The 18,794-nt window shown below is 70.1% G+C and carries 20 protein-coding genes; 3 read left to right on the top strand and 17 right to left on the bottom strand.

Annotation, left to right across the window (positions count from 1 at the left end):
* Positions 1–14: 14 nt before the first annotated feature.
* The 9 genes from F0L68_RS23080 to F0L68_RS23040 form a co-directional block, all read right to left on the bottom strand.
* Complete coding sequence (locus tag F0L68_RS23080; RefSeq protein WP_223199050.1) at positions 15–1,442, bottom strand: purine-cytosine permease family protein; 1,428 nt, start codon at positions 1,440–1,442, stop codon at positions 15–17.
* Positions 1,443–1,597: 155 nt separating this feature from the next.
* Positions 1,598–1,924, bottom strand: coding sequence for a Rieske (2Fe-2S) protein (locus F0L68_RS23075; RefSeq protein ID WP_223199049.1), 327 nt, complete (start codon positions 1,922–1,924; stop codon positions 1,598–1,600).
* Positions 1,921–2,775 (bottom strand): iron-containing redox enzyme family protein, encoded by an 855-nt coding sequence (locus tag F0L68_RS23070; RefSeq protein WP_149851718.1) that lies wholly within the window; start codon positions 2,773–2,775, stop codon positions 1,921–1,923. Before F0L68_RS23070 ends, F0L68_RS23075 begins: the two co-directional genes overlap by 4 nt.
* Complete coding sequence (locus F0L68_RS23065; RefSeq protein WP_149851717.1) at positions 2,772–3,575, bottom strand: dihydrodipicolinate synthase family protein; 804 nt, start codon at positions 3,573–3,575, stop codon at positions 2,772–2,774. The genes F0L68_RS23070 and F0L68_RS23065 overlap by 4 nt, the downstream gene beginning before the upstream one ends.
* A 10-nt stretch (positions 3,576–3,585) precedes the next feature.
* Entirely contained in the window at positions 3,586–4,080 is a 495-nt protein-coding gene (locus tag F0L68_RS23060) for a DUF6190 family protein (protein ID WP_149851716.1), read from the bottom strand.
* Positions 4,070–5,299, bottom strand: coding sequence for an aminotransferase class I/II-fold pyridoxal phosphate-dependent enzyme (locus F0L68_RS23055; RefSeq protein WP_149851715.1), 1,230 nt, complete (start codon positions 5,297–5,299; stop codon positions 4,070–4,072). Before F0L68_RS23055 ends, F0L68_RS23060 begins: the two co-directional genes overlap by 11 nt.
* Before the next feature lie 601 nt (positions 5,300–5,900).
* Entirely contained in the window at positions 5,901–6,599 is a 699-nt protein-coding gene (locus F0L68_RS23050) for a DsbA family oxidoreductase (RefSeq protein ID WP_149851714.1), read from the bottom strand.
* Positions 6,600–6,643: 44 nt separating this feature from the next.
* The gene (locus F0L68_RS23045) at positions 6,644–7,465 is read right to left on the bottom strand and encodes an oxygen-binding di-iron domain-containing protein (protein WP_149851713.1); all 822 of its coding nucleotides are present in this window, start codon (positions 7,463–7,465) and stop codon (positions 6,644–6,646) included.
* Between the two features lie 163 nt (positions 7,466–7,628).
* A complete protein-coding gene (locus F0L68_RS23040; RefSeq protein ID WP_149851712.1) occupies positions 7,629–8,588 on the bottom strand; it encodes a DMT family transporter in 960 nt (319 codons plus the stop codon).
* Between the two features lie 99 nt (positions 8,589–8,687).
* Here F0L68_RS23040 and F0L68_RS23035 point away from each other — a divergent pair, with 99 nt between their 5' ends.
* Both F0L68_RS23035 and soxR read left to right on the top strand, forming a co-directional pair.
* The gene (locus F0L68_RS23035; RefSeq protein ID WP_149851711.1) at positions 8,688–9,428 is read left to right on the top strand and encodes a TetR/AcrR family transcriptional regulator; all 741 of its coding nucleotides are present in this window, start codon (positions 8,688–8,690) and stop codon (positions 9,426–9,428) included.
* Positions 9,429–9,489: 61 nt separating this feature from the next.
* Positions 9,490–9,951, top strand: a complete 462-nt coding sequence (soxR, locus tag F0L68_RS23030) for a redox-sensitive transcriptional activator SoxR (protein ID WP_149851710.1) — start codon at positions 9,490–9,492, stop codon at positions 9,949–9,951.
* Positions 9,952–10,110: 159 nt separating this feature from the next.
* On the opposite strand, the gene F0L68_RS23025 is transcribed toward soxR, so the two are convergent.
* From F0L68_RS23025 to F0L68_RS22995, 8 genes are all read right to left on the bottom strand, one after another.
* Positions 10,111–10,890, bottom strand: a complete 780-nt coding sequence (locus F0L68_RS23025; protein ID WP_149851709.1) for an oxidoreductase — start codon at positions 10,888–10,890, stop codon at positions 10,111–10,113.
* Between the two features lie 110 nt (positions 10,891–11,000).
* Positions 11,001–11,579, bottom strand: a complete 579-nt coding sequence (locus F0L68_RS23020) for a TetR/AcrR family transcriptional regulator (protein WP_149851708.1) — start codon at positions 11,577–11,579, stop codon at positions 11,001–11,003.
* Positions 11,580–11,633: 54 nt separating this feature from the next.
* On the bottom strand, positions 11,634–11,792 hold the full coding sequence (locus F0L68_RS42560; RefSeq protein WP_188316754.1) for a CG2302 family histidine operon protein: 159 nt from the start codon (positions 11,790–11,792) through the stop codon (positions 11,634–11,636).
* Positions 11,793–11,818: 26 nt separating this feature from the next.
* A complete protein-coding gene (hisB, locus tag F0L68_RS23015; protein WP_149851707.1) occupies positions 11,819–12,418 on the bottom strand; it encodes an imidazoleglycerol-phosphate dehydratase HisB in 600 nt (199 codons plus the stop codon).
* Positions 12,415–13,542, bottom strand: a complete 1,128-nt coding sequence (locus tag F0L68_RS23010) for a histidinol-phosphate transaminase (RefSeq protein WP_149851706.1) — start codon at positions 13,540–13,542, stop codon at positions 12,415–12,417. Before F0L68_RS23010 ends, hisB begins: the two co-directional genes overlap by 4 nt.
* Positions 13,539–14,867, bottom strand: a complete 1,329-nt coding sequence (gene hisD, locus F0L68_RS23005; RefSeq protein ID WP_149851705.1) for a histidinol dehydrogenase — start codon at positions 14,865–14,867, stop codon at positions 13,539–13,541. The genes F0L68_RS23010 and hisD overlap by 4 nt, the downstream gene beginning before the upstream one ends.
* A gap of 203 nt (positions 14,868–15,070) precedes the next feature.
* The gene (locus F0L68_RS23000; RefSeq protein ID WP_188316753.1) at positions 15,071–16,261 is read right to left on the bottom strand and encodes an aminotransferase class V-fold PLP-dependent enzyme; all 1,191 of its coding nucleotides are present in this window, start codon (positions 16,259–16,261) and stop codon (positions 15,071–15,073) included.
* Positions 16,246–17,835, bottom strand: a complete 1,590-nt coding sequence (locus F0L68_RS22995) for an ABC transporter substrate-binding protein (protein WP_223199048.1) — start codon at positions 17,833–17,835, stop codon at positions 16,246–16,248. The genes F0L68_RS23000 and F0L68_RS22995 overlap by 16 nt, the downstream gene beginning before the upstream one ends.
* Before the next feature lie 139 nt (positions 17,836–17,974).
* On the opposite strand from F0L68_RS22995, the gene F0L68_RS22990 reads away from it, so the two are divergent.
* Positions 17,975–18,766: a carbon-nitrogen hydrolase family protein gene (locus tag F0L68_RS22990; protein WP_149851937.1), complete on the top strand. Its 792-nt coding sequence runs from the start codon at positions 17,975–17,977 to the stop codon at positions 18,764–18,766.
* Positions 18,767–18,794 lie beyond the last annotated feature (28 nt).

Here is an 18,794-nt window from a genome sequence, read left to right as displayed (position 1 = left end):
CACACCGGGCCGCGTCACACCAGGTCGTGCGCCGCCGCCCGTTCCGGGGAGATCCGGCACAGCAGGTAGTACAGCCCGCCGGCCACCAGGAACGGGACGACCGAGCTGAGGTCGATGCCGCCGGCCAGGTTCGCCAACGGTCCGGTGTAGATGGTGTTGCTGGTCAGCAGCAGGCCGAGCGCGACGGCCGGCAGGAACGCGGCGACCGCGCGCAGGTTCACCCCGCCGCTGAACCAGTACCGCCCGTGCGGGGTCAGCAGCTCCTCCGGCGCGTACCTGCCTCGGCGCAGCCCGAAGCCGACGAGCATGATCGCGGCCCACGGCGCGATCAGCGCCAGCAACAGCAGCACGAAGGTGGAGATCGAGTCGATCGCGTTGTAGGCCACCGCGCCGAGATAGAGGACGCCGACGCCGACGACGGACATCACCAGCGTGCAGGCGACCCTGGAGGCGCGCCGCGCGATGGTGTTGGCGGTGATGCCGGCCGCGTAGATGCACAGCGCGCCCTGCGGCAGCGTGCCGACGAAGCCGAACACCACCACGAACACGGCGAACCAGGCCGGCACGGTGTCGGTCAGCGCGATCACCCACGGCGCGGTCGAGCCGGCGAACATGGTGGTGGCGAAGATCCCGACGGACAGCGCGATCGCGTTGCTGAGATACATGCCGACGCCGTTCCACAGCACGGCGGACCGGTCGCTGACCTTCGGCGCGACGTGCGAGGAGTACTCGCCCTGGAGGGTGGCGTAGCTGAGCGGGATGGTGGCGGCGAACGTGACGCCGAGCAGCCAGGTCTGCCAGAACCCGCCGAGCGCGAGCTGCCCGCCGTGGTAGCCGGCGTCGAAGTGCGGGGCGAGCACCACGACCATCGCCAGCAGCACCAGCCCGCCGACCACCGTGACGATCTTGTAGGTGGCCAGCAGCACCCCGTAGCCGAACACGGCGACCGCGACGACGGCGGCGGCCACCAGCGGGATGACCACCGCGAGCGCGCCGGGTCCGGTCGGCGTGCCGATCAGCCGCTTGCCCGCGGCGAGCACGGCCGTCGAGCCGGTCCACACCGCGATGGCGAAGAAGCCGATGGCCACGCACAGGGTGATCAGGTTGGTGATCAGCCTGCCGCGCACGCCGAAGTGCGCCGCGCTGGACACCGCGTCGGTCGCGCCGGTCCGCATGCCGAAGCGCGCGAGCGGGGCGAACGCGAAGGTGCCGATCAGCAGGCCGACGAGCACCGCGCTGACGCTGCCCCACCAGCTCAGGCCGAAGGTCACCGGGACGGAGCCGAGCACGACGACGCCGAAGGAGAACTGCGCGGAGTGCCAGATCCACATGAACTCGCGGGCCGGGGAGGTGCGTTCCTCGACAGGTACGAGCAGCTCGGCCCCGTCGGCGCTCGCCGACGCGACCGCGTCGACCGTGGAGGTGGGTTGGGTGGTCGTCACGAGCGCCTCCGTTGGCAGTCTCGGCTACGCGGGAACCGGGGTCGGCCCCGCCCGTCGCGCGGGCGGGGCCGACCCCGGGAGCGGGCCACCCACACCGGCCGGCGGAAGGAAGGAGGTTCCGCCGTGTGTGGCCGGGTGGTGGCCCCTGGGAGGTGTCAGCCGGTGCGGTCGGAGACCGGATAGGGGGGTTCACCGGACAACACGGCCACCCGCAGAGGAGCGCAGGGCGGCCCGGAGACCTGCTCACCTGTGGTGAGGTCGAAGGTCGAGTGGTGCAGCGGACAGGTGATGCGCAGCTTGCGCTCGTTGACGTAGCCGAACAGCAGCCGTCCCCTGCGGTGCGGGCAGTACGCCTGGGTGAGGATGCGCTGCCCGCCGACCTCGACGAGCAGCAGATCCTCGTTGAGCTGCCGGAGCACCGCGTCGCCGTCGCCGGAGACGCGCTCCCCCATGGTGTTCTCGGTCGGACTGACCTGCGTCATGCGACGCTCCTCGCCCGCGCGACAGCCGCGTCGACGGCCTCGGCGACGATGGCACTGGTCAGCTCGATCCCGGCCCACACCTTCGCGTAGTCCACGCCGCGTTCGGTGTCCAGCTCCCGAATCGCGGTCTGCATCTGCTTGCTGTGGAACGCGTCGATATAGAGGTGTTCGCTGTAGTACTGGCCGCTGCCGATCCCGAGCCGCTTGCTCGCCGCCTCGAAGCTGCGGAAGGCGTAGAGCACGCTGGACTCGAAGTACGAGTACGCGCCGAGGAAGTAGTCAGGTGCAGGCGCCCTCGCCGCGAGCCAGTAGAACAGGTTGACGAAGGCGAGCACGCCGTCGGTCGCCCGCTCGACGTAGCTGTCCAGGTCGGTCGGCATGTCCAGCTCCGCCAACAGGTTCCGGTACAGCTTGGCGTGCTCCTGGTCGTCGTTGCCGCAGCCGAACTCGTCGATCAGCACGCGGAACACGGCCATTCGCGACCTCGCCGGCAGCCTCGGGATGACCGCGAGCAGCGACTGCGACTCGATCAGCCCGTCGACCGCGAACTGGGCGACGACCTCCTTGAACTCGGCGAGCGAGGTCTCCTCGGCGAGGTAGCGGTCGCTGTCGCTCGGGGCGGCCTGCTCGGTCGCCAGGAACTCGCCGAGCGCCTTGATCAGCTCGCCGCGCGAGCCGAACTTCGGCGCGGCCGCCTCGATCTCCTTGGCCCTGCCGAGAAACAGCTTCTCTTCCAGCTCAAGGATCTCCCGGTAGCCGTCGGCGTCGGGCACCGAGCGGTTGAGCCGGAACAGCCGCACCTGGTCGCGCCGCGCGGTGTCCTGCTCGGCGCTCTGCACGGTCGCCGTCATGGCGTTGCCCCCTGCTCCTCGCCGGCGGTCAGGTCGGTCTCGATGACCCCGCGCCGCACCAGCTCGGCCTTGACCGGCTTGTACCAGGTGTCCTCGAAGATGCCGAACCGCCGGCAGAGGTCGTCGATCTCCTCCTGCCGCTGCTTGGTCGGCTCGGCGAGCATCGCGTTGCACACCGCGGGTTCCAGGTTGGCCAGCGGGCCGATGAAGCCCTGCACGCCGACCGTGTCGATGAGCAGGTTCTCCCAGCCCTCGAACACCGGGACCCCCGGCTCGGCGGCGAGCAGGGCGCGGGTGAACTCGGTCGAGCCGCTGGACTCCTTGATGCCGACGATGCCGGGCAGCCGGCACACCCGCAGCAGCGTGTCCAGCTCGGCCCTGTTGCCGGACACCGCTTCCTCGTTGTAGACGAAGATCCCGACGCCGACCGCCTCGCGCACCGCGCGGTAGTGCTCGACGATCTCGTCCTGGGTGACGTCCCCACCGAACGGGGTGGACACGACGATGGCGTCGACGCCGAGGTCCACCGCCGTGCGCGCCCTGGCGATCACCGAGGCGGTGTCGGGCAGCTGGACGCCGGCGAGCACCGGCAGGCCGCGCGAGTGCCGGATCGTGTAGGACACCACGTCGATCCACTGCTGCTCGGTCAGCTTCCAGCCCTCGCCGGAGCTGAGCGCGGGCATCAGGCCGGTGACCTCGTCGCCGATCTCCTCGATCAGCCGGTCGACGCTCTTCTCCGACACCGCGCCGCCCGCGTCCAGCGGCGTCACCAGCGGAACGATCGTTCCCTTGTAGGTCACTTCCCCCACCTCACACGTCGTCCGGAGCGACGGACAGCACCAGGGAGTCCTGGTAGAGCTGCTCCAGCTCCGGCGGGAACACCGACTCCGCGTCCTCGGGCAGCGGGTCGAGCGGCAGGCCCGCCCTGCCGACCAACCGGGGGTTGACGGTGTGCAGCCGCGCGCCCCGGTTGAGTACCATCGCCAGGGTGAGCCGGTCCGTCACGGGCAGGCCGGTCAGTTCCTGGCCCGGCGCGGCGGCCAGCGCGAGGTCCGCGTCCGCGTAGCCGATGCGGTCGATCTTCATGTCGGTGTGCAGGACGTCCATGAACGGGTAGTAGGCGTCCTGGACCTCCCTGGGGAATCCCCACACCAGATCGTCGCAACGCCCGACCTGTTCGAGGCTCATCACGGCGCCGGTTTCCAGGCGTTCCACGAAGAACCGTTTGCAGGATCGCCGGATGCGGTCGTCGCTGCTGTGCATCCCCATGAACAGGCTGGCGTCGATAAATGCCTCACCGCTCATGGCGGGCCAGAATCTCGCGCATCGCGTTCATCGCGCCGGCGAACTCCTGCGGGTCCCGGGCCAGCGCCAGCCGAATGAAGCTCTCGCCCCGGCTCTTGTCGTTCCAGTAGAAGTAGGTGCCCGGCAGAACGTAAACCTCGTTCTGCAGCAGCTCCTCCTGCAACTTGGTCGCGGTGAGGCCGGCCGGCTTGATGCGGAACCACGCGACACTCACGTTGACCGACGGCTCCTGGTATTCGAGCACGTCACCGTCGAGGCTCTCGCGGCACAGCTTGCGGTTCTCGGTGATGACATCGCGAACCGAGGCGAAACCGTCCTCGATCGAGTCCTCGATGTAGTGCGCGAGGAAGTTCAGCACGAATGGCGACACATTGAGCAGGACGCTCGTGTGCAGGTTGTAGACCTCGCCCTGGATGTCATCGCTCGCGGTGATCATCGCGCACTTCGCGTCCTGCACCGGCCAGGTCTTGCCGGTGTCCTCCATCGCCATGTACGTGACGCCGGAGCTTTCCAGCAACTGGTAGATGTCGAATCGGCCGACCGCGCGGTCGGCCAGCGCGAACGCGGCGAAGCACTGGTCGATCACCAGCACCTTGTTGTGGTCGACGCAGAAGCGCACGACCTCCTCGAAGCCGCGGCGGCCGTCCTTGAGCAGGCTGAAGCCGGTCGGGTTGTTCGGGTCGACCAGGAACAACGCGTCGGTCTTCACCTCGCGGACGAGGTTGTCGTAGATGGACGCCGGGTCGGCGAGGTGGCTCTCGTCGACGGCGTTCAGCTCGACCTGCATGTTGCGCAGCAGGTCCACGAGGTTGTCGAAGCACGGCTCGACCAGGGTCACCGACATGTTCCGCTGGCTGAGGAACATCGCGGCGACCATCGTGGAGATGCTCGCCGCATAGGAGAGCATCGTTTTGTTCAGGCCGGCTGCGGTCGGCTGCTCGTGCAGCCGGAAGAACGCCTTGATGAACCGCTGTTCGTAGTAGGCCTGCTGGCCGTTCTCCGCTTCGTACCACAAATCGGGTAACTTGGACACGATCTTGTCCTGGCTCGCCGACTGGTGCTGGTGCGTGTGCGCGTCCGCGAGGTTGAACCGGGTCTTCAACGCCTGGATCTCGTGCTGGGTGAGGTCGACGAACCCAGCGACGTCCGGGATCACGGCGCCGTCCTGACCGGACGCGGTGAGCAGCGGGTTCTCGCGGGTGTCAGCTTCTCCATGCATAAGGGAATACCCCCAGTAAGTTCGAGCAGTCCGACAGTCATAGAGATCAAACGGTCTCGTGCAGTCGACCAACGACGTCGTTCGGCGCGTTGTTTGATTGGTTTGAACCAACAACGGTCAAACCGATCGGATTCGACGCTTCCATGCCTCGCGACGTGGCCAAGAGTAACCCAGCGACTCCGGTTCGCAATGTAACAAACAGATTACGTTCGATTTTCGGGAGAATCACACGCTGCGTAGTTAATGATCTTGACTCACAAAGATTACATGCATGAAATCGTTTAACCACCGGAAGAGGAGGACGTGCGCACGCCAATATGGCGTCACCGCCCATCTCTTGGTGACGCCTGGAAAGTTGATTTGTTGGCTAATTGATCGGAACTATACGGAAAACATTGGCGATCAGCCCATTCGATTGGTTCGGAGTAATGCCTCTCCGTTGTTCCATCCGGCTGCCGGTAGTTCTGACGGCCAGTTCGGGTAGTTATGGCGGTCGGTTCGGGCGATCGATCGACTCCGGGACAAATCGGGCGATTGGCCCGATTCGTGACGCGTACGAACCGGGCCGACCTCCCCGCTGCCGGCTAGCGCGGTGTCCGCACTAGCCAGCCGCGCGCTTGAGCATGTCCTCCAGCACCGAGGGGTCGTCGGAGGTGATGACCGGCCAGCCGACGCCGTAGTCGCCGACCCAGGTCGACTCGATGCCGGGGTTGGCGTAGTCGGTGCCGTCCGGCAGGAACAGGTGCGGGCTACAGTTGATCTGGTCGGTCGCCGAGATCGCCGCCTGGTCCGACAACTGGCGCCGGGCCCTGCCGTCGTCGAGCGCCTCGGTCAGCGCCGGCACGTCGACGACCCCAGTGCTCTCCGCGACGTCGAGGATGACCCTGCGGTTGGCGATGCAGCGCGACTCGGCCCAGAACGCCTTGCGCAGCGCCAGATCCAGCTGCTCGGACGCGGCGAAACTCTGCGCCTTCGCCGCCTGGATGGCCTCGAGCGCCGGCAGCGTCGTCGACGGGAACAGCCAGTCCTTGTCCTGCCACAGCTGCCAGCCCGCGCCCGGTTCGAGGCTGCCCATCCTGCCGACCTCGCTGTCGGTGCCGGTCCTCGGGCTTGGCTTGTTGTTCAGCAGCTCCAACGGGAAGGCGCGGTGGTCAAAGGCCACCTTGTCCTCCAGCCCGAGCCTGCGGCGGGTCTCGTGCAGCCGGTACACGGTCACGTGCGCGAACGAGCACCAGATGTCGGAGAACACGACGATCACCCCCGGCTGGGGGGTCAGGTCGACCTCGGTCTGCGCTGCCATGGAATCTTCCTTCCGGGTTGGGCCTTGTCGAGCGTGCGGGTTGGTCAGGGAGCCGCGACGTCGCGGAGCGCGGCCAGCTCGGCCTCGTGCCGCTCCAGCACGGCCTCGACCTCGACGTCCTCCGGCGGCAGCCAGGGGGTCATCGAGGGAATGGACCGCATCGCGGTGAGCAGCGCGTCGGTGCGGCCTGCCGCGATCGGGCCGTGCGAGCTGAGGATCCGGCCGGGGTTGAGCTTGCGGATGTCGTCGATCACCCGGTCGAACTTGTTCTGGTCGACCAGCGCGGTCCACGGCGCGTTCGCCCTGGTGAACAGCGCGAGGCCGTCGAAGTAGTCGGACTCGCTGACGTCCTGCGCGCTCTCGGCGAACTCCGGCAGCACGGTGCCGAAGCTGTCCGCGCTGAACAGCGTGTCCAGCTTGTGGTCGTAGACCGCGAGGGTGGACGGCGAGTCGTAGGCGGGCGGGCGCACCACGGTGATCCGCCGGTCGCCGAGGTCGAGCGAGCGGCCGGTGTTCACGGTGCGGACCCGGTGCGCCGGCACGTTCCAGTACTCGGCGATCCGGTCGACCGAGAGCTGGTTGGTGACCAGGGTGGCCTTCGGCGCCGCGGCCAGGATCTCGGTCAGGCTGCCGATGTGGTCCCGGTCGTCGTGGGTGACGAAGATCCAGCGCAGGTCGGCCGGGTCGATCAGGTTCCACAGCTCGGCCTCGAACGCGCCCTTGTCGATGGGCAGGCCCGCGTCGATGAGCACCGGCTCCTCGGCGCGGATCACGTAGGCGTGCACGGGAAGCACGCCGGCGCCGACGATGGGCAACGCGGACGGTAAGGCGTAGGTGTCCGGCGCGGCGAGGTAGGGCTTGAGCATGATGTGTCTCGCTTCTGGTGGGGACCAGTGGTCAGGGACTTGCGGACCATCTCCTTCGGCGCGCGTCGACTCGTCGAACGGGCCGGGAGCGAGGATCGGTTGGGGCGAAAGCAGAAACCGAACTGACCGGGGTGACGGCCCCGGTCAGTTCGGTCGCGTCGGGCTACCTCGCCAGTTGGACGAGGAACGAGCCGAGCACGAGCAGCACGACGCCGCCGACGCGCGGCCCGGTCAACTTCCGCTTGGGCAGCCGGAAGAAGCCGTTCTGGTCGATGACCGCCGAGGCGACCTGCTGGCCGGTCACGGTGAAGGCCACCGTGGTCGCCGCGCCGATGACCGGGATGAGCAGGAAGGTGACGGTGACGTACGCGGCCGCGCACGCGCCGCCGAGCCACCCCCACCACGGCATCTGCTTGAGCGGGGCGAACTTCGGCGCCGGCGTGCGGTTGGTGGCCCGCAGCACCAGCAGCACGATCGTGATGGCGACGACGGCCACGATGAAGCTGAGCATCGCCGCCGTGATCGGCGCGTGCAGGTCCGCCCTGAGCTGGGCGTTGATCGCGCCCTGGAACGGCAGCACGCCACCGGCGATGATGCCGAGGACGATCCAGCCGCCCTGCGCGACGGCCGGCTTGGTGTCGGCGGCCACCGCGGTGCCCGGCCCGCCCTTCTGCGCGGCGAGCTGGCCTCGGACGATCAGCGTGATGCCGACGAGCACGGCGACCGCGCCGAGCACGATGCCGAGGTTCAGCGGCACCTGCTTGACGCCGATGATGCCGCCGAGGTCGAGGGCGAGCGAGGCGAACATCTGCCCGGTGACGAACAGGCCGACCGCGGTCAGCGCGCCGAGCCTGGGGAACAACAGGATTCCGCTGGTGATGTAGAGCGGGCTGGCCAGGCCGCCAAGCAGGTGCCACCAGGTCACATCCGGCAGCGCGTGCAGTGCGCCCAGACCGCCCACCACGGCGGCGAGAACGGCCAACAGGACGGCCGCAACGGTCAGTTGCAGCGTTGACGCCCCGTACGGAGTCCCCACAGCCCGGTTCAGCTGCAAGTTTGCCGACGCCTGGACGGCCAGGAGGGCGCCGACCAGCAGGGCCGAGGCGAGGAGAGCGATGTACATGCGGCTACCATAGCGCACAAGTGGACACCTTGTCCGCTTATAGTTGGAAGTGAAGACGGACGACACGTCCACTTCCCCGGCAAGACGTAAGGTGGTGCCATGGCAGGTCGCAGCAGCACCGACAGGCCTCCGCCGCGCGCCAACGGGCACCAGGCCAACCTCGGCCGGATCCCGGTCGCCGAGGTCGTGCTCGGCGCCGTCGCCCCGGTCAGCGCCGAGCAGCCGAGGCAGGAGCGGGCCGACGCCGCCAGGAACCGCGCGCGCGTGCTCGAGGCGGCCGAGAAGCTGTTCGCCGACGGCAACGCCAAGGACGTCACCATGGAGGACATCGCGCGCGCGGCCGGGGTCGGCAGGGCCACGCTGTACCGCCGCTACCCCGACCCGACCTCCATCGCGCAGGCCCTGCTCGACGAGCACGAGCGCGAACTCCAGGAACGCATCCTGACCGGCGTGCCGCCGCTCGGTCCCGGCGCGACCCCGCCAGAACGCCTCGCCGCGTTCTACCGGGCCATGATCGAGCTGCTCGAGCGACACCTGCACCTGGCGCTCGGCGCCGAGACCGGGCGGGCCAGGTTCCGCACCGGCGTCTACGGGTTCTGGCGGACGCACATCCGAGTGCTGCTCGACGCGGCAGGCGTGCCAGGCACGGCACCGCTGCTGGACATGCTGCTCGCGCCGCTCGCGCCGGAACTGTACGAGTTCCAGCGGCACAACCAGGGCATGTCCGTCGAGGAGATCGCCGAGGGGCTGTCCTGGCTCGCCTTCCGCACGCTGGGCTGGACCACGCCCGACTACCCGCCGGACAACCTCGCCCCGCCGGATCCCCGCGCCGGCACGTGACATCCGCCGTGGAACCTCTACCAGGGTAGAGGTCTGAGCCTCGGAACCCTAAGCTGTCCGGGTGACGAGACTGCCGGAGTTGCTCACCATCGGCCAGGTCGCCGACCGGAGCGGGGTGCCGCACACTGCGCTGCGGTTCTACGAGGAGCGCGGCCTGATCGCCTCCGACCGGACCAGCGGGAACCAGCGCAGGTACCCGCGTTCGGTGTTGCGGCGGCTGGCGTTCATCCGCACCGCGCAACGCGTCGGGCTGAGCCTGGAGGACGTGCGCGCCGCGATGGCGACCCTGCCCGAGGGCCGCACGCCGACCAAGTCCGACTGGGCGCGGCTGTCCAACAACTGGCGCGTCGAGCTGGACACCAGGATCGACGCGCTGCAACGGCTCCGCGACCGGCTGACCTCCTGCATCGGCTGCGGCTGCCTGTCCCTGCGCAGCTGCGGCCTCTACAACACCGACGACGTGCAGTCCACCAACGGCCCCGGCGCCCCCAAACTCAAGCCCAGCACCGAAGGCGGCATCTGACCCACGTGCCTCCGCTTCTGTCGGGGTGAAACGTCACGCCGACTTGGACAGGCCGCCGTCGATGAGGTGGTCAGCCCCGACGCCCCAAACTCAAGCCGAGCACCGAAGGCGGCATCCGATCCACGGGTCAGTCGGGTGTGCGCGCGGGACGAGCCGCTGTCACGCCGACTTGGACAGGCCGCCGTCGATGAGGTGGTCGGCCCCGGCGATGCTGCGCGCGTGGTCCGAGGCGAGGAAGGCGATCAGCGCGGCGACCTCCTCGGGCTCGATGAGCCGCCCGGTCGTCATGCCCATCATCGCGGGCACCTGAGTGAGGAAGTCACCGAGCTCGACGCCGTTGGCGGCGGCCAGCGTCCCGCCGAACCCGTCGGCGGCCTCCCAGATGGCGGTGCGGACCGGACCGGGCGAGACGGTGTTCACCCGCAGGCCCTGCGGGCCGAACTCCTCGGCGAGCGCCTTGCCGAGCGCGGTGAGCGCCGCCTTGGCCGCGTTGTAGTCGGCGGGGCCCGCGCCGGGCAGCCTTGCGCCGACGGAGGACACGGTGAGCACGGATCCCTTGCTGGCCAGCAGACTGGGCAGCGCGGCCCTGGTGACGTGCACGGCGCTGAAGAAGTTCACGTCGAAGGTGCGCCGCCAGGCGTCCGGGTCGATGGTGCGGAAGCCGCCGGAGACCGCGTCGCCGCCGCCGACGTTGTTGACCAGCACGTCGATCCCGCCGAACTCGGTGGTGGCCCGGTCGATCAGCACGTCGGCGCCCTCCGGCGTGCTGAGGTCGACGGCCACCGGCACCGCGCCGGAGTCCGTCAGCTCGGTGGTGATCGTGCGGGCCGCGCCGACGACGCGGACGCCCTCCTCGACCAGCCTGCGGACGACGGCCAGCCCGATGCCCCGGCTGGCGCCGGTCACGACGGCGGTCTTCTCCGAAAGGTGGAGGTCCATGCTGTGCTCCTTGGTGATCTCCGTTTTTGACCTATGAGTACAAATTATGGGCAGCCCAGAACCCTGCTGTGACAGCAAAATCGAGTGTCAGCAGGCAGCAGAAACGAGGGTCAGCAGGCGTCGAGGGCCGCGTCGACGGTCCGGCGCAACTGCGCGGGGCCGTCCGCCGTCTTCGCCAGGACCCGCATCCCGATCACCACGGCGAGCAACATGCTGGCGATCGCCTCGGCGTCCCGGCCGGGGTCCAGCTCGCCGGAGCGCTGCCCCTCCTCGATGACCGCCAGGAGCGCACTCTCCGTGCGGGCGAACATCCTGGCGACCAGCCCGGTCGCCTCCGGATCGACGCCGGCCAGCTCGGCCGCGGTGTTCACCGCGAAGCAGCCCTTGCGGTCCGGGTCGGCCAGGTCGAACTCGACGATGGCCTCCATCGCCGCGCGCAGCCGCTCCTTCACCGGACCGGGCCGCCCCAGCATCTCGACCAGCTCGGCGGCGGCGGTGTCCCGGTAGCGCCGCAGCGCCCGTTCGAAGAGCGCGTGCTTGCTCTCGAACGTGTTGTAGAGACTCCCCTTGCCGATGCCGAGCGCGGCAACGAGATCCTGCGGCGTGGTCGAGGCGTAGCCCTTTCGCCAGAACGTCGCCATCGCCTGTTCCACCGCGACGTCCGGATCGAACTGCTTCGGCCTGCCCATGAGCCAACCCTAGCAGAATTCTGTACCGCTAGGTCAAATACAGCGCGGCGCAGCCTAGGAGAGCATCCACGCGACGGCGCCGCCCGCGGCCAGCAGGGCGCAGACGGCGAGCACCGTCGCCATGAACTTCGCGGTCTTCCAGGTCGTGTAGACCCCGCCGATCAGAAACCCCGACAGCGCGAGCAGGGCAACCCAGACCCAGTCCTTCGACACGAAATGCCTTCCCTACAACGGTTTTCCTACAGAACACCCTTGGTGGACGGCACGCCGACCAGCCTCGGGTCCGGCTCGACGGCCGCCCGCAGCGCCCGCGCGACCGCCTTGTACTGCGCCTCGGCGATGTGGTGCGGATCCCTGCCGTGCACCACCCGCACGTGCAGCGCGAGCTGCGCGTGGAAGGCCAGCGAGTCGAACACGTGCCGGTTCAGCACGAACGGGTAGTTGCCGCCGATCGTGAAGGTGTTGAACGCCTCCGGCTCGCCGACGTGCACGCAGTAAGGCCGCCCCGACACGTCGATCGCGGCGTGCGCCAGCGTCTCGTCCATCGGGATCCACGCGTCGCCGAACCGCCGGATCCCGGTCTTGTCGCCGAGCGCCTCGTGAATCGCCTGACCGAGCACGATCGCCACGTCCTCGACCGTGTGGTGCGCGTCGATCTCGACGTCACCGGTCGCCCTGACCACGAGGTCGAGCGCGCCGTGCACACCCAGCGCGGTCAGCATGTGGTCGTAGAACGGCACACCGGTGCTGATGTCCACCTTGCCGGCGCCGTCGAGGTCGACCTCGACGTAGACCGAGGACTCCTTGGTGCTCCGCTCCACCTTGGCTACGCGATTCACCTGCTGATCTCCTTGCTCGCGGCGAGAAAAGCGTCGTTCTCATCGGGAGTGCCGACGGTGACTCGCAGATGTCCCGCGATGCCGACGTCACGGATCAGCACGCCGTGGTCGAGATAGCCCTGCCACGCCGCGCGCGCGTCCTCGAACCGCCCGAACAGCACGAAGTTCGCGTCGCTCGGCACGACCTCGAAACCCAGGCCCGCCAACGACTCCACCACCCGGTTCCGCTCGGCGACCAGCGCCGCGACCGAGCCGAGCGTGGCGTCGGCATGCCGCAGCGCCGCCCGCGCCGCCGCCTGGGTGAGCGCGGAAAGGTGATAGGGCAACCGGACCAGCTGCAACGCGTCCACCACGGCGGGCGCGGCGGCGAGGTAGCCAAGCCGGCCGCCCGCGAACGCGAACGCCTTGCTCATGGTGCGGGTGACGATCAGCCGGTCGGCGAACTCGTCGAGCAGCGTGACCGCGCTCGGCCTGCCGGAGAACTCGGCGTAGGCCTCGTCCACCACCACGATGCCGGGAGCCGCCGCGACCAGCTCGCGCAGCTCGACGGGCGGGATCGACTGCCCGGTCGGGTTGTTCGGGCTGGTCACGAACGTGATGTCGGGGCGTCGTTCGGCGAGGAGCGCCGCGGCGGCCGCGGTGTCCAGGGAGAAGTCGGCCCGCCTCGGCGCGGGCGCCCACTCGGTGCGGGTGCCGGCCGCGATGATCGGGTGCATCGAGTAGGAGGGCTCGAACCCCAGCGCGGTGCGGCCGGGCCCGCCGAAGGCCTGGAGGATCTGTTGCAGGATCTCGTTGGAGCCGTTGGCCGCCCAGACGTTCGCCACGGTCAGCGGCACGCCCGTCGACGCGGCCAGGTAGCCGGCCAGGTCGGCGCGCAGCGCCACCGCGTCCCGGTCCGGGTAGCGGTGCAGCTGCGCGGCGGCCTCGGCGGCGGCGCGCGTCACGTCGGCCACCAGCTCCGGCGGCGGCGGGTACGGGTTCTCGTTGGTGTTCAACCGAACCGGCACGTCCAGCTGCGGCGCGCCGTAGGGCGTGCTGCCGCGCAGGTCCTCGCGCAGCGGCAGATCGGCCAACTCGACCCGCGCCCCGACCACGGCCTCCCCTGCCGACGAGTCCTCGCTCATGCCCGACCGCCTGCCGCGAAGCGGGCGGTGACGGCCTGGCCGTGCGCCGGCAGGTCCTCGGCGTTGGCGAGCGCGACGACCTTGTCGGCGACCTCGCGCAGCGCGTCCTCGCTGTAGTCGATCACGTGGATCCCGCGCAGGAAGGTCTGCACCGACAGGCCGGACGAGTGCCGCGCGCAGCCGCCCGTCGGCAGCACGTGGTTGGAGCCCGCGCAGTAGTCGCCGAGCGAGACCGGCGCGTACGCACCGACGAACACCGCGCCAGCGCTGCGCACCCTGGCCGCCACCGCGCGGGCGTCGGCGGTCTGGATCTCCAGGTGCTCGGCGGCGTAGGCGTTCACCACGCGCAGTCCGTCGTCCACAGTGGACACCAGCACGCAGCCGGACTGCCTGCCGCGCAACGAGGTCCGGATCCGCTCACTGTGCTTGGTCGCCGCGACCTGCCGGTCGAGCTCGGCGTCGACGGCGTCCGCCAGCTCGGCCGAGGTCGTCACGAGCACGCTCGCCGCGAGCGGGTCGTGCTCGGCCTGGCTGATCAGATCGGCCGCGACGTGCACCGCGTCGGCAGTCTCGTCCGCGAGCACGGCGATCTCCGTCGGGCCAGCCTCGGAGTCGATGCCGATCAGCCCGCGCAGCAACCGCTTCGCGGCGGTGACGTAGATGTTGCCCGGCCCGGTCACCAGGTCGACCGGCGCGAGCTCCGCCCCGTCGGTGTCCACGCCGCCGTAGGCGAGCAGAGCAACGGCTTGCGCACCGCCGACCGCCCACACCTCCTCGACGTCCAGCAGCGCGCACGCGGCGAGGATCGTCGGGTGCGGCCGGCCGCCGAACTCGGCCTGCGGGGGCGAGCAGACCACCAGCGACTCGACCCCGGCGGTCTGCGCGGGCACGACGTTCATGACGACGCTGGACGGGTAGACGGCGAGCCCGCCGGGCGCATACAGGCCGACCCTGGCCACCGGCACCCACCGCTCGGTCACCGTGCCGCCCGCCACGACCTGCGTGGTCACGTCGGCGCGCCGCTGGTCGGCGTGCACGAGCCTGGCCCGCGCGATGCTCTCCTCCAGCGCGGCCCGCACCGGCGGGTCCAGGTCGGCGAGGGCCTGGTGCAGCTCCCCAACCGGCACCCGCACGCTGCTTGGCCGGACCCGGTCGAACCGCTCGGCCAGCTCCAGCACGGCGTCCACCCCGCGCTCGGCCACCGCCTCGACCACCGGCCGCACCTGATGCAGCACGGCGTCCACGTCCACCTCGGCGCGCGGCAACGCCGCCCGCAGCTCGGCCGGGGACGGGACGCGACCACGCAGGTCGGTACGGCTCAGCATGAAGAGGTCCTCTGCTGGTGGCGGGGAGTATTTCGCTGACCCAAGAATAGGCCGTGCACGCCGAGGCGTAACCTCCGCCGCCGGTTGGCCGCCTCACCGTCCGACATCCGGACACGACTGACCTACCTGCGGGCACCGGAGGCGCGGCCGCACCGCACTCGCAGGCCGGCCAGCCGCCAGCCGCACCTCACGGGATGGAACGCCTAGCCTGCGGCGATCGTGCGCACCGTGTCGACGAACGCGTCGAGCTGGTCGTCGGACACGAAGTAGTGCGGCGAGGCACGCACCACCTCCGCCAACCCCCGCTTGCCCATGTCGAGCAGCGTCGAGGAAGCCCGGCTCACGGTGACCGTGATGTCCTTGGCCCGCAACAGTTCCCACACCCGCGTCGCGGAAAGCCCTGCGACGCCGAAGGTCACGGTGCCGCAGCGCCTGGCGCCGAGGTCGTGCACCGTCACTCCCGGCACGTCCGCCAGGCCGGCCCGCAGTCGTTCGGCGCGCGCGGTCACCGCCGCCTCGATCGCCTCGATGCCGAGGTCGAGGGCGTAGCGGGCGGCGGCGATCAGGCCGAGCCGCCCCGCGATCGAGTTCTCCCACAGCTCGAACACCCGCGCGTCCTCGCGCAGCGAGAACTCCTGCGGACCCGTCCAGGCGCCGCTGTGCAGGTCGACGAGCCGGGGCCGTAACCGCGCCGCCGCCGCGCGCCGCACCACCAGGACGCCGGTGCCGCGCGGCCCCCGCAGCCACTTGCGACCGGTGAAGGACAGCATGTCCACGCCGAGCTCGTCCGCGCGCACGGGCAGCTGGCCGACCGACTGGCAGGCGTCCAGCAGCACCAGCGCACCGACCTCGTGCGCCGCGTCGGCCACCTCGCGAACGGGATTCACCAGGCCGCCGTTGGTCGGCACGTGCACCAACGACACGAGCCTGACCCGCTCGTCCAGCAGCTCACGCAGCGCCTCGACGGACACCGCGCCGGTCTCGTCGGAGGGGATCACCTCGACGCTCGCCCCGACCTCCTCGGCCCTGCGCAGCAACGGAACGGCGTTGCCCGCGTACTCGACCTCGGTGATCAGCACGCGGTCGCCGCCGCCGAGCGGGACGGCGTCGAACGCGCTGAGCCACGACCTGGTCGCGCTGTCGCTGAACGCCACCTCGTCGGCCTCGCAGCCGAGCAGCTCGGCCAGGGTCGCGTAGCCAGCCGCGAGATCGTCGGCGCGGTCGTCCTCCGCGCGGTAGCCGCCGATCTCGGCCTCGGTGCGCAGGTGGTCGACGACGGCGTCGAGCACCTGGGTCGGCGGCAGCGAGGAGCCCGCGCTGTCCAGGAAGATGTGCCGCTGCGCGGCGGGTGTGTCGGCACGGACGGCGTCCAGGTCGATCACTTGTTGCTCCATTTCTGCACGTTCCACCACGGTCCCCAGGTCAGGCCGTGCGTGTGCGGGTCGACCACGTCCTGGTAGCCGGTCCAGTTGTCGCGCACCACGGACGTGTGGTCGGGAAAGGCGAGGAACACCATGCCGGGGTCGGCGACGTAGGCGCGCTGGGCCTGCTTGTAGGCGGCGGCCCGCTGCGCGGGGTCGGTGGTCCTGCGCCCGGCGTCCAGCGCGGCGTCGACCTGCGGGTCGGCGTAGGAGCCAGGATTGGCGAACCCCTTGCCGGCAAAGGAGGAATGCAGCAGTTCGTACGCCGTCAGGTCGGGATCGAACGGGGTGCCGCCGGCCAACAGCAGCGCGTCGTCGGCGAGCCTCGGCTTGATCGCGGGCCACGCGAGCCCGGCCAGCTGCACGTCGATGCCAACGGCCTTGGCGTCCGCGACGAACGAGGTGGCCAGGCCCTGCCGCACGGTGTCGTCGACCGGGTACATCAGCGTGAACCTGGCCGGGACGCCACCGCGCGCCCGCACCCCGTCCTGACCGAGCGCCCACCCGCCCTGGTCGAGCAGCCGAGCCGCCTCCGCCTTGTCGTAGCGGAACTTCGCGGTCGGCTCGAAGAACTCCGGCATGGCCTCCGGGATCGGCGTGTAGGCGGGCGAACCGTGTCCGGCCAACGCGCCGTCCACCATGCTCTGCCGATTCACCGCGTAGTTGAGCGCGAGCCGCACGGCCTTGTCCCCGGTGACCGCGTTCTTGGTTGGCAGTTCGACCGTCTGGTACTCGGCGCTGCGCTGGCTGATCACCCGCATGCCGGTGGCCTTGTCGAAGTTCTTGGCCAACGTCGGCGGCAGCATCGTCCCGTCGAACTCACCGGCCTGCATGCGCTGCGCCCGTGCGCTGTCCGCGCCGGCGAAGATCACCGTGATCTTCTTGATCTTCGGCGCGCCGTCGAAGTAGGAGTCGTTGGCCTGCAACACCAGTTGCTCGCCCTTGTGCCAGTCGGCGAGCTTGTATGGCCCGGTGCCGACGGGCTTCGTGCCGAGCTCGTTGCCCGCTAGCGGGGCCGGCTTCGCGAGGGCCGCGCGGGGCGCGATGCCGAGCACGAGCTTGTCGGGGAACGGCGCGTAGGGATAGGCGAGCGTGAACCGCACGGTCGTGGCGTCGACCTGGTCGACCGAGGCGAGCATCCCGAAGGAGTCGCGCAGCGGCGAGGCGAATGCGGGATCGAGCAGCGCCCGATAGGTCGCCACGACGTCCTCCGCGCCGAACGGGCTGCCGTCGCTGAACTTGACGTTGCCGCGCAGCTTCACCGTCCAGGACTTCCCGTCCGCCGACGGCTCGGGAAGCTCGGCGGCGAGCAGCGGGCGCAGCGAACGGTCGGCCTGGTGCTCGACCAGCCCGTCGTAGATCTTCGACGCGCCCTGCTCGCCGTAGCCGAGGAGCGGGTTGAGGGTGCTCGGCTCCTGAGCGGCGGCGAGCACCATCGAGGTGCCGTCCTTGCCGCCGTCCGCGGCGGGGGTGGCCGTCGTCGTGCACGCCGTCGCCAGCACGGCGGAGCCGAGCAGGACGGCCACCAGGGCGCGGCGCGGGGACACGAAGCGAGACTCTAGAGACTGCTGCAAACCATTGGCAACAAGTCGGCTGTTGGCGAACACGAACTGACCTTGCCACGTTTCCGGTCGCCCGCAGGCCTTGGCCGGCAGGCCCGGTCGGCACGAAGATGGCGGGGTGAGCATCCGAGTAGCCCTCTGCCAGATCACCTCGACCGCCGAGCCGGCGGCCAACCTGGCCCTGGTCAGGGACGGAGTAGCGCGCGCGGCGAGCGAAGGGGCCAGGGTGGTGGTGTTCCCCGAGGCCACCATGTGCCGGTTCGGCGTGCCGCTCGGCCCGGTCGCCGAGCCCCTGGACGGCCCGTGGGCGACGGCCGTGGGCGAGATCGCGCAGGAGCACGGCGTTCTGGTCGTCGCCGGCATGTTCACCCCGGCCGAGGACGGCAGGGTCCGCAACACCCTCCTGGTGACCGGCGACGGCCGACACCTCGGCTACGACAAGATCCACCTGTTCGACGCGTTCGGCTTCGCCGAATCCCGCACGGTGGCGCCGGGCGACAAGCCGGTCACGATCGAGCTGGACGGCGTCACCTTCGGCGTGGCCACCTGCTACGACGTCCGCTTCCCCGAACTGTTCCGCGCGCTGGCCGACCTCGGCGCCACGGCGATCCTGCTGCCCGCGTCCTGGGGCGCCGGCGAGGGCAAGCGGGAACAGTGGGAGCTGCTGGTCAGGGCGAGGGCGCTGGACAGCACGTGCTGGGTGCTCGCCTGCGGCCAGGCGGACCCGGCCGCGTCCGGCGAACGCCCGCAGGGCACCGCGCCGACCGGCATCGGGCACAGCACGGTCGCCGACCCGTTCGGTCGGGTGGTGGCCCAGCTGGCCGCCGCCCCCGAGATGCTGCTCGTAGACGTCTCGGGAGACGTCGTCGAACAGGCGCGGCAGGCGATCCCCGTGCTCGCGAACCGCAGGCTCTGAACCGCAGGCTCTGAACCGGGCGAGGGCA

It is taken from the genome of Solihabitans fulvus, from assembly GCF_008386585.1.
Taxonomy (GTDB): Bacteria; Actinomycetota; Actinomycetes; order Mycobacteriales; family Pseudonocardiaceae; genus Solihabitans; species Solihabitans fulvus.
Note: the sequence above shows the minus strand (reverse complement) of the source record. Positions and strands in the feature narration are given on the sequence as shown.